This window comes from Modestobacter sp. I12A-02662 (genome assembly GCF_041028325.1).
Taxonomy (GTDB): domain Bacteria; phylum Actinomycetota; class Actinomycetes; order Mycobacteriales; family Geodermatophilaceae; genus Modestobacter.
In genome coordinates, this window is the sequence record NZ_JABGDE010000011.1 from 164,044 (window position 1) to 177,550 (window position 13,507).

A 13,507-nucleotide genomic window follows, 5' to 3' on the forward strand; every position below is an offset into this window, starting at 1 on the left:
AGCGCCGACCTAGCCTCGGTCCCATGACGGCGACGCTCGCGACCGACCGGTCCCCCGAGGGCATTCCGGAACGGACCACGACGGCGGACGGCACGCCGCGGCGGCCCTCGCTGTCGCCGTCCCGCGCCGCGGACTTCAAGTCCTGTCCCCTGCTCTACCGGTTCCGCACGATCGACCGCCTGCCGGAGAAGAAGAGCCGGGCGGCCGTCCGCGGCACGCTGGTGCACTCGGTGCTGGAGAAGCTCTACGACCTCCCCCCGTCCCGGCGCACCCTCGACGCCGCCCGCGAGCTGGTCGCCCCGGCCTGGGAGGAGCTGCGGCAGGAGGAGGGCGTCGAGGAGCTCTTCGCCGCGCCGCAGGACGGCACCGAGGTGGCCGGCGCGGGCGGCCTCGATGAGTGGCTGACCTCGGCCGGCGCCCTGGTCGAGAACTACTTCACCCTGGAGGACCCGACCCGCATCCAGCCGGCCGGGCGCGAGGAGCTGGTCGAGGTCACCGTCCCCGACGGGCTGCTGCTGCGCGGCTACGTCGACCGGCTCGACGTGGCTCCCACCGGGGCGATCCGGGTGGTCGACTACAAGACCGGCGCGGTACCGCGCGAGGCCTTCGAGGCCAAGGCTCTGTTCCAGATGAAGTTCTACGCACTGGTGCTCTGGCGCACCCGCGGCGTGGTGGCCGCCCAGCTGAAGCTGCTGTACCTCGGCGACGCCGACGCGCTCACCTACGCGCCGGACGAGGCGGAGCTGGTGCGGTTCGAGCGCACCCTGCAGGCCATCTGGGCGGCGATCGAGCGCGCGGTGGCCACCGGTGACTTCCGGGCCAACAAGAGCCGGCTGTGCGGCTGGTGCGACCACCAGGCGCTGTGCCCGGCGTTCGGCGGCACTCCCCCGCCGTTCCCGGCGCAGGCCGCCGCCGACGCGGGCTGGCGCACCGCGCTGCCGGTCACCCCGGTCTGAGCCCCGGCTGACCGCCGAGAGGCCGCGGAAGGCCCCGGGCGCCCGTGGGGCTCGGTACGGTCGCGCCGGCGGATCCACCGGTGGCCTGGAGGCGGACCGTGCACGGCTACCGGGCGGAACGGGCCTTCGACGGCGAGCGGGTGCTGCCCGGCGGAGCCCTGGTCCTGGTGGAGGACGGCGCGATCATCGGCGTCGAGCCGGCTGCGGCGACCGCCCCGGCCGGGTGCGAGGTGACCGACCTGGCCGGCGCGACCCTGCTGCCGGGACTGATCGACACGCACGTCCACCTCTGCGCGGACGGCGGCCCCCGCGCCCTGGACCAGCTCGCCGAGCTGGACGCAGGGGCGGTCGACGCGATCGTCTCGGTCTCGCTGCGCCGCCAGCTCGCCGCCGGGGTCACGGCCGTGCGCGACCTCGGGGACGCCGACTGGGCGGTGGTCGACCGGCACCGCGGCGCGGGACCGGGTCCCACGGTGGTCGCGGCGGGGCCCCCGATCACCTCCGTGCAGGGTCACTGCTGGTGGCTGGGCGGAGAGGCCTCCGGAGTCGACGGCCTGCGGCGGGCCGTCCGGGAACGGGCCGAGCGGGGGGCCGACGTCGTCAAGGTCATGGCCAGCGGCGGCGTGATGACCGTGGCCACCGACGTCCTCGGCGGTCAGTTCACCCTCGAGGAGCTCCACGCGGTCGTCGACGAGGCGCATGCGGCCGGGCTCCCGGTCACCGCGCACGCCCACCCGCTGACCTCGGTCGAGCAGTGCGCGGCCGCGGGGGTGGACGGCATCGAGCACGGGTCCTGCTTCGTCGAGCACGGCTTCGCCGTCCCCGCGCAGCTGGCCGCCCGGCTGGCCCGGGCCGGGACGCCGGTGTGCCCGACCCTGGGGCGGACGCCGGGCGTCGCCCCCTCACCGCAGATGCTCGCGGTGATCCAGCGCCTGGGGATGACCTGGGACCGGCGACTGGCCCACGTGACCGCGCTGCTGGAGGGAGGCGTCCGGCTGGTGAGCGGCACGGACGGCGGCATCAACCCGTCCAAGACGCACGGCGTCCTGCCCGAGGCCGTCATCGACCTGGTCGACTGCGGCGCCTCCGCCGAGGAGGCGCTCGTCTCCGCGACGAGCGCCGCGGCGCAGGCGTGCGGGCTCGCCGCCCGGACGGGCCGGCTGGCCGCCGGCCTGGACGCCGACCTGCTGGCGGTGGACGGGGACCCGCTCACCGACATCCGAGCCCTGCGCGCGGTGCGCACGGTCGTGTCCCGGGGCCGCGTCGCGGGACCCGACGGGACCGTCGTCGGCCAGCCACCTTGACCAGGCCGCCCTCAGGCGGCGACGCGGTCGTCCAGCAGCGCCTGCAGGTCGGTGACGGACAGCCCGGCGAGGGTGGACCGGACCACCAGGCCGTCTTGTGGTTCCAGTGACTGCAACGTCGGCACCCCGAGCACGGTGGCGCCCGCGGCCAGACCCGAGGCGACCCCGGTCAGCGAGTCCTCGATGACCAGGCACGACCCGGGTGCGACGCCCAGCGCGGCCATCGCCTGCAGGTAGGGCGACGGGTCCGGCTTGGTCGCCGGCACCTCGTCGCCGCACACGGTGACGTCGAACAGCCCGGGCCCGACCTGTGCCAGCACCCGGTCGGCGAGCCGGCGGTGGGTGGAGGTCACCAGTGCGGTCCGCAGCCCGGCGGCCCGGACGGCGGACAGCAGCTCCAGCGCTCCAGGGCGGCCCTGCACGCCCTCCTCGACCTGCCGGCCGGTGGTCTCGTAGAGGAACGCGTCGTCCCGGAGCTGTTCCTCCGCGGTCCGGGTGACCCCGAGGTCGGCGTACAGCAGCTGCAGCGACACCGGCACCGCGACGCCCACCATCGCCGGCCGGACCTCGGCGGACATCCGGCCGCCCAGCTCCCCGGCGAGCAGCTCCAACGAGCGGTCCCAGTAGTGCTCGGTCTCGACCAGCGTGCCGTCCATGTCGAACAGCACCGCTTCCAGGGACTGCACCGAGCTCATCATTCGTCCACCGTCCGGTAGCCGAGGTTCGGCGAGAGCCAGCGCTCCGCCTCGCCCACCGACCAGCCCTTGCGCCGGGCGTAGTCCTCCACCTGGTCCTGGCCGACCCGGCCGAGCACGAAGTACCGCGACTGGGGATGGGAGAAGTACAGGCCGCTGACCGCCGCCCCCGGCCACATCGCCATGCTGTCGGTGAGCTGGATGCCGGTGGCCGCCTCGACGTCGAGCAGCTCCCAGATGGTCCGCTTCTCGGTGTGCTCCGGGCACGCCGGGTACCCCGGCGCCGGACGGATGCCCTTGTACCGCTCCGCGATCAGGCCGTCGCTGTCCAGCGCCTCGTCGGGCGCGTAGCCCCAGAACTCCCTGCGCACCCGCTCGTGCAGCCGCTCGGCGAACGCCTCGGCGAGCCGGTCGGCCAGCGACTCGAGCAGGATGGCGCTGTAGTCGTCGTTCGCCTTCTTGAACTCGGCGACCTTCTCCGCCGACCCCAGGCCGGCGGTCACCGCGAACGCGCCGACGTGGTCGCGCAGACCGGTGTCCTTCGGGGCGACGAAGTCGGCCAGCGACGTGCGGGGCGCGCCGTCCCGCCCCTCGGTCTGCTGGCGGAGCTGGTGCAGGGTGGCCCGCACCGCGGTGCGGGACTCGTCGGTGTAGACCTCGATGTCCTCGCCGTCCACCCGGTTGGCCGGGAACAACCCGAACACCCCGCTGGCGCGCAGCCACCGCTCCTCGACGATCCGGTCGAGCATCGCTTGGGCGTCCTCGTACAGCCGGCGGGCGGCCTCCCCGGTCGTCGGGTTGTTGAGGACGTCGGGGAACCGGCCGCGGATCTCCCAGGCGTTGAAGAACGGCTGCCAGTCGATGTACCCGCGCAGCTCCTCCAGCGGGTAGTCCGCGAAGGTCCGGACGAACTGGGTGGCCTTGCCGTGCGTGTGGTCGCAGTCCGGTCCGGTGCAGACGTCCTTGGTCTGCTGGAGCAGCATCCGCGGCCGCGGCGGGTGGTACCCGGTCCAGTCGATCGGTGGCGCGGCGGCCCGGGCGGCGGCCAGCGGCAGCAGCGTGCGGGTGTCCTGCCGGGCGGCGTGCCGCGCCCGCAGCGCCGCGTAGTCCGCCTCCACCTCGGCCAGCAGAGCGGGCCGCTGCTCGTCCGACAGCAACGCCGCCACCACCGGCACCGAGCGGGAGGCGTCCTTCACCCAGACCACCGGGCCGTGGTACTGCTGCGCGACCTTGACCGCGGTGTGCGCCCGCGAGGTGGTCGCCCCACCGATCAGCAGCGGGATCTCGAAGCCCTGCCGCTCCATCTCCCCGGCCAGCTGCACCATCTCGTCCAGCGACGGCGTGATCAGCCCGGACAGGCCGACGATGTCCGCGCCGTGCTCCTTGGCGGCGTCGAGCACCTTCTGCCCGGGCACCATCACGCCGAGGTCGACGACGTCGTAGTTGTTGCACTGCAGGACGACGCCGACGATGTTCTTCCCGATGTCGTGGACGTCGCCCTTCACCGTGGCCATCACGACCGTGCCGTTGCTGCGCTCGACGTCGCCCGGCTGCCGCTCCGCCTCGATGTACGGGACCAGGTGCGCGACCGCCTTCTTCATCACCCGCGCGGACTTGACCACCTGCGGCAGGAACATCTTGCCCGCGCCGAACAGGTCCCCGACGACGTTCATCCCGGCCATCAGCGGGCCCTCGATCACCTCGATCGGGCGGCCACCGCGGGCGGCGATCTCCAGGCGCAGCTCCTCGGTGTCGGCCTCGACGAACCCGTCGATGCCCTTCACCAGGGCATGTGTGATCCGCTCGGCGACCGGGAGGGCCCGCCACTCCTCGGCGGCCGGCTCGACGGCGGCCTCACCGGCGGCGTAGTCCCCGGCAATCTCCAGGAGGCGCTCGGTGCTGTCCGGGCGCCGGTCCAGGACGACGTCCTCGATGCGTTCCCGCAGCTCGGCCGGCACCTCGTCGTAGACCTCGAGGGCGCCGGCGTTGACGATGCCCATGTCCATGCCGGCCGCGATAGCGTGGAACAGGAAAACCGCGTGGATGGCCTCGCGCACCCGGTTGTTGCCGCGGAACGAGAACGAGACGTTGGAGACGCCGCCGGAGACCAGCGCGCCGGGCAGGTTCTCCTTGATCCAGCGGGTCGCCTCGATGTAGTCCAGCCCGTAACGGGCGTGCTCCTCGATGCCGGTGGCCACCGCGAAGACGTTCGGGTCGAAGATGATGTCCTCGGCCGGGAACCCGACCTGCTGGGTCAGCACGTCGTAGGCGCGGCGGCAGATCTGCCGGCGCCGCTCGAGGCTGTCGGCCTGGCCGTTCTCGTCGAAGGCCATGACCACGACCGCGGCGCCGTACTTGCGGCACAGCCGGGCCTCCCGGACGAACTCCTCCTCACCGTTCTTCAGCGAGATGGAGTTGACGATCGCCTTGCCCTGGACGCACTTCAGCCCGGCCTCGATGACCTCCCACTTGGAGGAGTCGATCATGGTGGGCACCCGGCAGATGTCGGGTTCGGACGCCACCAGCTTCAGGAAGCGGTCCATCGCCGCGACGCCGTCGATCATGCCCTCGTCCATGTTGACGTCGATCACCTGCGCGCCGGCCTCGACCTGCTGGCGGGCGACGGCGAGGGCGGTGCCGTAGTCCCCCGCCTTGATCAGCTTCCGGAAGCGCGCCGACCCGGTGATGTTCGTGCGCTCGCCGACGTTGACGAACAGCGAGTCCTCGTCGACGGTGAGCGGCTCGAGGCCGGACAGCCGCAGCGCCGGGCGCGCCGTGGGCGGCGTGCGGGGCGCCGTCCCCTCGACCGCCCCGGCGATCGCCGCGATGTGCGCGGGAGTGGTGCCGCAGCAGCCGCCGACCAGGTTGACGAACCCGTCGTCGGCGAACTCGCCGAGCACGGCCGCGGTCTCCTCGGGCGACTCGTCGTACTCGCCGAAGGCGTTGGGCAGCCCGGCGTTCGGGTAGCAGGACACGAAGGTGTCGGCGATCCGGGACAGCTCGGCGATGTAGGGCCGCATGTCCTTCGCGCCGAGCGCGCAGTTCAACCCCACCAGCAGCGGCCGGACGTGCCGTACCGAGTACCAGAAGGCCTCGGTGACCTGGCCGGAGAGGGTCCGGCCGGAGGCGTCGGTGATGGTGCCGGAGATCAGCACCGGCCAGCGGCGGTCGCGCTGCTCGAACAGCGTCTCCAGGGCGAAGACGGCCGCCTTGGCATTGAGGGTGTCGAAGATCGTCTCGACGAGGAGCGCGTCGGCTCCGCCGTCGACGAGCCCGTCGGCCTGCTCGAGGTAGGCCTCGACGAGCTCGTCGAAGGAGACGTTGCGCGCCCCGGGGTCGTTCACGTCCGGCGAGATGGACGCCGTCCGGCTGGTCGGGCCGATCGCGCCCACCACCCAGCGGGGCCGCTCCGGGGTGCTCACCGCGTCGCACTCCCGGCGGGCGAGCCGGGCCGAGGCGACGTTGATCTCGTAGGCGAGCTCCTGCATGCCGTAGTCGGCCAGGGAGATGCGGGTGGCGTTGAACGTGTTGGTCTCGATGAGGTCCGCGCCGGCCTCGAGGTACTCGCGGTGGATGCCGGCGACGAGCTCCGGCTGGGTGATGCTGAGCAGGTCGTTGTTGCCCTGCACGTCGCTGGGCCATTCGGCGAACCGTTCCCCGCGGTAGCCGGCCTCGTCGGGGCGGTTCCGCTGGATGGCCGTGCCCATCGCGCCGTCGAGCACCAGGATCCGGCGGCGGAGCAGGTCCGTCAGCGTCGCCGTGGCGTCGGGGCGCAGATCTGGGGAGTCGGACAAGGGAGACCTCGGGAGCTCGGTCGGGCACGGTCACGGGAGCGTCCGGCGCCAGGGCTCTGGCAGTTCCGACGGGCCTCAGCGCCTCGTCGTCCACGAACAGCCTCCCCATGGTCTCACTTCCGCCCGGGAGGGGAACGCCCCCGTGGGGCACCCGTCCAGGGGACGAGCCGCTCGTGGACGGAGCCGGGCGCGCGGATCGACGTAGGCTCGAAGGGTGATCGATCCCCAGTCCTCCGCAGACGAGCTGCCCCCGCTGCACGACCCGGTGGTGGTCGTGGCGTTCGAGGGGTGGAACGACGCCGGGGACGCCGCCACCGGCGCCGTCGAGCACCTGGAGCTCATCTGGGACGCCACCCCGCTGGCCGCGCTCGACCCCGAGGACTACTACGACTTCCAGGTCAACCGGCCCACCGTCTCCCTGGTCGACGGGGTGAGCCGGCGGATCGAGTGGCCGACCACCCGCGTCTCCGTGGCCCAGCCGCCGGGCACCGAACGGCACGTCGTCCTCATCCGCGGCATCGAGCCGAACATGCGGTGGCGCAGCTTCTGCGAGGAGCTCATCGAGCTGTGCCAGGAGCTGGGCGCGCACACCGTGATCGGGCTGGGCGCGTTGCTCGCCGACACCCCGCACACCCGGCCCACGCCGGTCACCGGCTCGGCGTACGACACCGACTCCGCGCGGCAGTGGGGCCTGGAGACGTCCCGGTACGAGGGTCCGACCGGGATCCTCGGCGTGTTCCAGGACGCCTGCGTGCAGGCCGGGCTGCCCTCACTCAGCTTTTGGGCCGCCGTACCGCACTACGTCTCCCAGCCGCCGTCGCCGCAGGCCACCGTCGCCCTGCTGCAGCGCGTGGAGGAGGTCCTGGAGCTCGCCGTGCCACTGGGCGCCCTGCCGGAGCAGGCCGCGGAGTGGGTGAAGACGGTCTCGGAGATGGCCCAGGAGGACGACGAGGTCGTCGAGTACGTGCGCTCCCTCGAGGAGCGGCAGACCGCGAGCGACCTGTCCCAGGCCAACGGCGACCAGATCGCCCGCGAGTTCGAGAGGTACTTGCGCCGCCGCGGCGGCACCACCTGAACCGACCGCCTCCACAGGCGCGACCTGAACTGCTCCTGCGAGACCGCTGCCCGGCCCGCCCCCTGAGGGGTGGACCGGGCAGCGTCGTCTCGGGGACGGTCGGATGTCACGGGGTCTCGGCCGGGGCGGGCGGTGCCTCCGGCGGGGCTCCACCGTCGGTTCCGGAGTCGGCGCCGCCCCCAGAACCCGGGTCGGTGCCCGGGTCGGTGCCGGGGTCGGTGCCCGTGCCCGGGTCGGTGCCGGGGTCGGTGCCCGTGCCGGGGTCCGTGCCGGGGTCCGTGCCGGGGTCCGTGCCGGGGTCCGTGCCGGGGTCCGTGCCGGGGTCCGTGCCGGGGTCCGTGCCGGGGTCCGTGCCGGGGTCCGTGCCGGGGTCCGTGCCGGGGCCCGTGCCGGGGTCCGTGCCGGGGTCCGTGCCGGGGTCCGTGCCGGGGTCCGTGCCGGGGTCGGTGCCCGTGCCGGGGTCCGTGCCGGGGTCGGTGCCCGTGCCGGGGTCCGTGCCGGGGTCCGTGCCGGGGTCCGTGCCAGGGTCCGTGCCCGGGTCCGTGCCAGGGTCCGTGCCCGGGTCCGAGCCCGTCCCGAGGTCGGTGCCGAGCTCGGCGCCCGGGTCGGTGCCCGCGCCCAGGTCGCGGCCCGCACCCTGCTCGGTGCCCGTGCCCCCGTCCGTCCCGGGGTCCGTGCCCGTCCCGGGGTCGGTGACCGCACCCTGCTCGGAGTCCCCGCTCCCCTCCTGGCCCTGCCGCGTCGACGAGGACGCCGACTCCTCGGCAGGCTGGTCACCGCCCGGCCCAGCGGTCGTCGGGTCCGCCGTCGGGAACGCCAGGGCCTCCTCGACGACCTCGGGGGCGGCCGGTCGGTCCTCCTCCCCGGCCGTGCCCGGCGGCCGCTCGACGACCACGGTCGTCTCCTGCTGCACGACGACGATGAAGTGCTCGATCGTGGTCTCGGCGGGCCGGATCACGGTCACCGGCCGGTCCTGCAGCCCCGGCCACGGCTCGCCGGTGTACTCGACGGCCTCGAGGTCCGCGGATGGGAGCAGCGGGTTGCCGCACGAGCACCGCACGCGGGGTACCCCCTGCTCGTCGACCAGCACCGCGCTCCCGGCCTGCAGCACCGCCTGGTAGGCGTGCGCGCTCCCGTTCCGGAAGCCGTGGTTGGTGACGGCGGTGTCGGTGCGGAGGACCACCGGGGTCAGCGACTCCAGGAAGTCACCGATCTCGCCGGCCCCGATGCCCTGCGCACCGGCCCAGGCGTCCGCCTGGTCCGGGTGCGTGTCGAAGAAGTCGGCCATGAGGGCGACGTCGCAGGCCTCGGCACCCGTGCCGCCGTAGAGACCGGGGGCGTCACCGGCCACCGGTACGGTGGCGACGGAGGACCCGGTCAGACCCTCGGTGACGGTCGGCTCTCCGCCGTCCGACGGGCCGTCCCCGGCCGACGACGACGCGATGAACGGGTCCTCGCCGGGAGCGTCCGCCGGCTCGGCCACGACGGCCGCGGCCGACTCGGGCACGTCCGCCCCGGCCGCACCGGCGCCCAGAGCGAGCGTGAGCAGGCCGACGAGGGCGACCTTCGCGACGCGGAGGCCCCGCTGGCGGACCCCCGGCCGCCGAGCCGCGGCCGACGCCGTGGGCGGCGCATCGGCAGCAGGCACCATCCGGGGCAGGCCCGCCGGGACCGCGGGGAGCGCCGGAGCCACCACCGGTTCCGGGGCGGCGGCCCGGACGTCGTCGTCCTGAGCGGACTCGCTGTCCTCCACGACGGTGCCGGGCTCCGCCACCGGGGCGGTCTCGTGCCGGACCTCCGCCGACGCCGGGACGACCGGGCCGGTCGCGGTCGTGCGGAGGGCCCGCTCGAGCTCGTCCACGAACTCCTCGCAGGACCCGTACCGGTCCGCGGGCTCCTTGGCCATGGCCCGGGCCACCACGGCGTTGACGGCCGCGGGGATCCCGGGACGGGCCGCCGTGACCGGCGGCGGGGGCTCGACCAGGTGCGCCCACAGCAGCGCGGCGTCCTCTTCCCGGCGGAAGGGCAGCTGCCCGGTCAGGCACTCGTAGGCCACGCAGCCCAGCGCGTAGATGTCGGTGGCGGGGCCGACGGGCCGGCCCTGGATCTGCTCGGGTGAGACGTAGTCGGCGGTGCCGAGGAAGTGGCCGGTGCCGGTCAGCCCACTCGACAACCCCGCGGTGCGCTTGGTCAGGCCGAAGTCGGTGAGGTAGACGTGGTCGCCGCGGACCTGCCCGGGACGGTCCGAGCCGGCGGCCACGAGGATGTTCCCCGGCTTGACGTCGCGGTGCACCAGCCCGGCCCCGTGGGCGGTGTCCAGGGCGTCGGCGACCTGGGCGAGGATCTGCAGCGTCCGGTCCGGGGTCAGCGGGCCGACCTCGGTGAGCAGCGCCTTCAGGTCGCTGCCCACGACGTAGCGCATCGCGATGAACAGCTGCCCGCCGGACTCGCCCGCCTCGTAGATCGGCACGATGTTCGGGTGGTCCAGCGATGCGGCCAGCCGGGACTCCATGACGAAGCGCTGCCGGAACTGCTCGTTGTCCGCCAGCTGGGGGCTGAGCAACTTCACCGCGACCTTGCGGTCCAGCCGCAGGTCCTCGGCGCGGTAGACGATCGCCATGCCACCGCGGCCGATGAGGGACTCGATGCGGTAGCCGGCGATCTCGCTGCCTGGGGGCTGAGTGGTCATGGCCTCGCCTGCGTGTCGGGGGAACCGTCCCGATCAGGGTCGGCGACCGGGCGCCGCCGCGGCAGCCACCGCAGGGGTGGGCGTCGACCTCACGAGGTGTCGTCCGGCACCACCTTGGTGGCCCCGCCGACCGGGCCGGCGGCCGGCTCGGTCCGCTCAGAGCGGGGTGCCCAGCAGCGGGCGCATGCGCAGCGTCGCGCTGTCGTCGAACAGCCGGTCGTGCGTGGCCAGCGCGAACCGGTCGGTCATCCCGGTGACGTGGTCGACGACCTGGGTGACCAGGTCGGCCTCGGTGTCGCGGTAGCTGGCCGGGATCAGCTCCGGATGGGCCAGGTGGTGGTCGACCAGCCGTCGGATGACGTCGATCGCCACGTGCTTCTGCCCGGCGGCGACGTCGGACTCGTACACCCGCGCGAACATGAAGTCGCGCAGCTCGTGCATGGCATCGAGCGCCACGGGGTCCATCCGGAGGGCGGGCTCCGCGCCGGCGGCGTCCGCCGCGAGCGTGCCGTCGACGACGGCGTCGATCATCGCGCCCACCATGGGGCCCCCGGGCGGCCCGAAGGTCGCCAGGGCGCGGGCGGGGAGGTCACCGGGCCGCAGCACCCCGGCTCGGACGGCGTCGAGGGCGTCGTGGGACAGGTAGCCGATCCGGTCGGCGAACCGGACGCACTCCGCCTCCCGGGTGGCCGGCGGCGGGGTGATCTTCCAGCTGTGCGCCCGGATGCCGTCGCGGACCTCCCAGGTCAGGTTGAGGTCCTCCAGCACCTCGACGATCCGCACACCCTGCGCGGCGTGGTGCCAGCCGCCGGGCACGTACGGGTCGAGCGCGTCCTCCCCGATGTGGCCGAACGGCGAGTGCCCGACGTCGTGGCCGAGCGCGATCGCCTCGGCGAGGGTCTCGTGCAGCCCCAGCGCGCGGGCCAGCGACCGGGCGACCTGGGTGACCTGCAGGGTGTGCGTGAGCCGGGTGACGAAGTGGTCGCCGTCCGGGTGCAGGAAGACCTGCGTCTTGTGCTTGAGCCGGCGGAAGGCCTTGGCGTGCAGGATCCGGTCCCGGTCCAGCTCCCAGCAGGTGCGCAGCGGGTCCTCGGGCTCCGGTCGCGCCCGGCCCCGGGTCGCGCGGGACCGGGCCGCGGCGGCGGCCTGGAGCTCCTCGGCGGCCTCCCGGGCCGTCCGGTCGACCCGGAGGAAGGCCCGCCGTGCCCCGTCGGGGCTCTCGTGCCGCGCCATGGTCAGAGCGCGATGCCGAGCAGCGCGTCGACGATGTCGCGGACGACGGCGGGCGACTGCTCGTCCCAGTCGTCGCCGGCGATGGCCGCCGGGACGCCGCCGGCCTCCGCCTCCGCGACCGCGGCCGCGGCCCACGCGTCGACCAGCGCGATCGCCCCCGGCGAGTCGAGGTCGTCGGACAGCCGTTGCCGGACCCCGGTGAGGACCGGCCCGGCCGGCGGGCCGACCGGCAGCTCGACCGCTCGCCGCCAGGTGGCCAGCCGCTGCTCGGCGGCCGCGAGCAGGTCGGGGGTCCAGGCGCGGTCGGTGCGGTAGTGCCCGGAGAGCAGGGCCAGCCGGATGGCCATCGGGTCGATGCCCTCGCCGCGCAGCCGGGAGACGAAGACCAGGTTGCCGCGGCTCTTGCTCATCTTCTCGCCGTCCAGGCCGATCATCGCGGCGTGCACGTAGGCGCGGGCGAAGGGCTTGCTGCCGGTCAGCCCCTCGCCGTGGACGGCGGAGTACTCGTGGTGCGGGAACACCAGGTCGCTGCCGCCGCCCTGCACGTCGAACCCCATGCCGATGGTGTCCAGCGCGATGGAGGCGCACTCGATGTGCCAACCGGGGCGGCCCTCGACCCCGCGCGGGCCGGGCCACGAGGGCTCGCCGTCCCGGGAGCCGCGCCACAGCAGCGGGTCGAGGCGGTGCCGCTTGCCCGGGCGGTCGGGGTCGCCGCCGCGCTCGGCGGACAGCCTGAGCATCGTCCCCTCGTCGTAGCCGGACTGGCCGCCGAAGCCCGGCGCCTGGGAGACGTCGTGGTAGAGGTCACCGGTGCCGTCGTCCAGCTGGTAGGCCAGGCCGGCGTCCCAGAGCGCCTCGACGTGGCCCACGATCCTCGGGATGGCCTCGACCGCGCCCACGTAGTCCTCCGGGGGCAGCACGCGCAGGGCGGTCATGTCCTCGCGGAAGAGCGCGGTCTCCCGCATGCCGAGCACGATCCAGTCCTCGCCGTCGCGGTCGGCCCGCTCGAACAGCGGGTCGTCGACGTCGGTGACGTTCTGGACGTAGTGCACCGCGTGCCGACCGTCCCGCCACACCCGGTTGACCAGGTCGAACGCCAGGTAGGTGGCGGCGTGGCCGAGGTGGGTGGCGTCGTAGGGGGTGATGCCGCAGACGTACATCCGGGCGGTGCGGCCCGGCTGCGTCTCGACGACCTCACCGCGCGCGGTGTCGTGCAGCCGTAGCGCGGAGCCGGACCCGGGCAGGGTCGGCAGGAGCGGAGCGGGCCAGGAGTGCACGTCCCGAGCCTAAGACCGGTCACCGACCGGACGGCACGCCGCCCGGGTCCGGCCACGTCGTGGCGTGCCGCTCGAAGTCCTCCCCGGTCTGGACGCCGACGACGCAGAAGACCAACCCGGCCGGGTCGGTCATCTGCCAGAAGCAGCCCATGTCGGCCAGCCGCCGAGCGCCCAGCGCCTCCAGCCGGGCGACCTCGGCCGGGATGTCGTCGGTCTCGACGTCGACGTGCCACCGGGGCGGTGTGCCCGCGCCGGTGCGCTGCACCTCGAGGTGGAAGCCGTCGGCGAGGGAGCCGAGCGAGGACCAGTCCTCGTCGGTGTCGTCGGGCTCGGTCGGGAGCCCGGTCGCCGCGGACCAGAAGGCGCGGCCGGCGGTGTGGTGCTCCGGCGGGAGGTCGAGCAGCAGGATCGCCAGGCGGCTGCGGTGCGGCACCGCCCCATCGTGGATCAGGTCGACGCCAGGGCCGTGGCCGGACCGCGGCAG

Annotated in this window: 9 protein-coding genes; 3 read left to right on the top strand and 6 right to left on the bottom strand. The window is 74.3% G+C overall.

Annotated features, from left to right (window positions below; genetic code table 11):
* Positions 1-23: 23 nt before the first annotated feature.
* Together HL189_RS17225 and HL189_RS17230 are read left to right on the top strand one after the other, a co-directional pair.
* Positions 24-956 carry a RecB family exonuclease gene (locus HL189_RS17225; RefSeq protein WP_369134939.1) on the top strand — a complete coding sequence of 311 codons (933 nt, stop codon included), beginning with the start codon at positions 24-26 and terminating at the stop codon, positions 954-956.
* Between the two features lie 80 nt (positions 957-1,036).
* On the top strand, positions 1,037-2,260 hold the full coding sequence (locus HL189_RS17230; protein ID WP_369134940.1) for an amidohydrolase family protein: 1,224 nt from the start codon (positions 1,037-1,039) through the stop codon (positions 2,258-2,260).
* A gap of 11 nt (positions 2,261-2,271) precedes the next feature.
* Here HL189_RS17230 and HL189_RS17235 read toward each other — a convergent pair whose 3' ends face one another.
* Together HL189_RS17235 and metH are read right to left on the bottom strand one after the other, a co-directional pair.
* On the bottom strand, positions 2,272-2,955 hold the full coding sequence (locus HL189_RS17235) for an HAD family hydrolase (protein WP_369134941.1): 684 nt from the start codon (positions 2,953-2,955) through the stop codon (positions 2,272-2,274).
* Positions 2,955-6,749 (bottom strand): methionine synthase, encoded by a 3,795-nt coding sequence (gene metH, locus HL189_RS17240; RefSeq protein ID WP_369134942.1) that lies wholly within the window; start codon positions 6,747-6,749, stop codon positions 2,955-2,957. Before metH ends, HL189_RS17235 begins: the two co-directional genes overlap by 1 nt.
* A 214-nt stretch (positions 6,750-6,963) precedes the next feature.
* Between metH and HL189_RS17245 the strand changes: the two genes are divergently transcribed.
* Entirely contained in the window at positions 6,964-7,824 is an 861-nt protein-coding gene (locus HL189_RS17245) for a PAC2 family protein (protein ID WP_369134943.1), read from the top strand.
* 106 nt (positions 7,825-7,930) lie between these two features.
* On the opposite strand, the gene HL189_RS17250 is transcribed toward HL189_RS17245, so the two are convergent.
* From HL189_RS17250 to HL189_RS17265, 4 genes are all read right to left on the bottom strand, one after another.
* Positions 7,931-10,513, bottom strand: coding sequence for a DUF6777 domain-containing protein (locus HL189_RS17250; protein WP_369134944.1), 2,583 nt, complete (start codon positions 10,511-10,513; stop codon positions 7,931-7,933).
* Positions 10,514-10,669: 156 nt separating this feature from the next.
* Entirely contained in the window at positions 10,670-11,746 is a 1,077-nt protein-coding gene (locus HL189_RS17255; RefSeq protein ID WP_369134945.1) for an HD domain-containing protein, read from the bottom strand.
* A 2-nt stretch (positions 11,747-11,748) separates the two neighbouring features.
* The gene (gene mshC / locus HL189_RS17260) at positions 11,749-13,023 is read right to left on the bottom strand and encodes a cysteine--1-D-myo-inosityl 2-amino-2-deoxy-alpha-D-glucopyranoside ligase (RefSeq protein ID WP_369134946.1); all 1,275 of its coding nucleotides are present in this window, start codon (positions 13,021-13,023) and stop codon (positions 11,749-11,751) included.
* A gap of 19 nt (positions 13,024-13,042) precedes the next feature.
* Positions 13,043-13,456: a VOC family protein gene (locus HL189_RS17265; protein WP_369134947.1), complete on the bottom strand. Its 414-nt coding sequence runs from the start codon at positions 13,454-13,456 to the stop codon at positions 13,043-13,045.
* Positions 13,457-13,507: the final 51 nt, after the last annotated feature.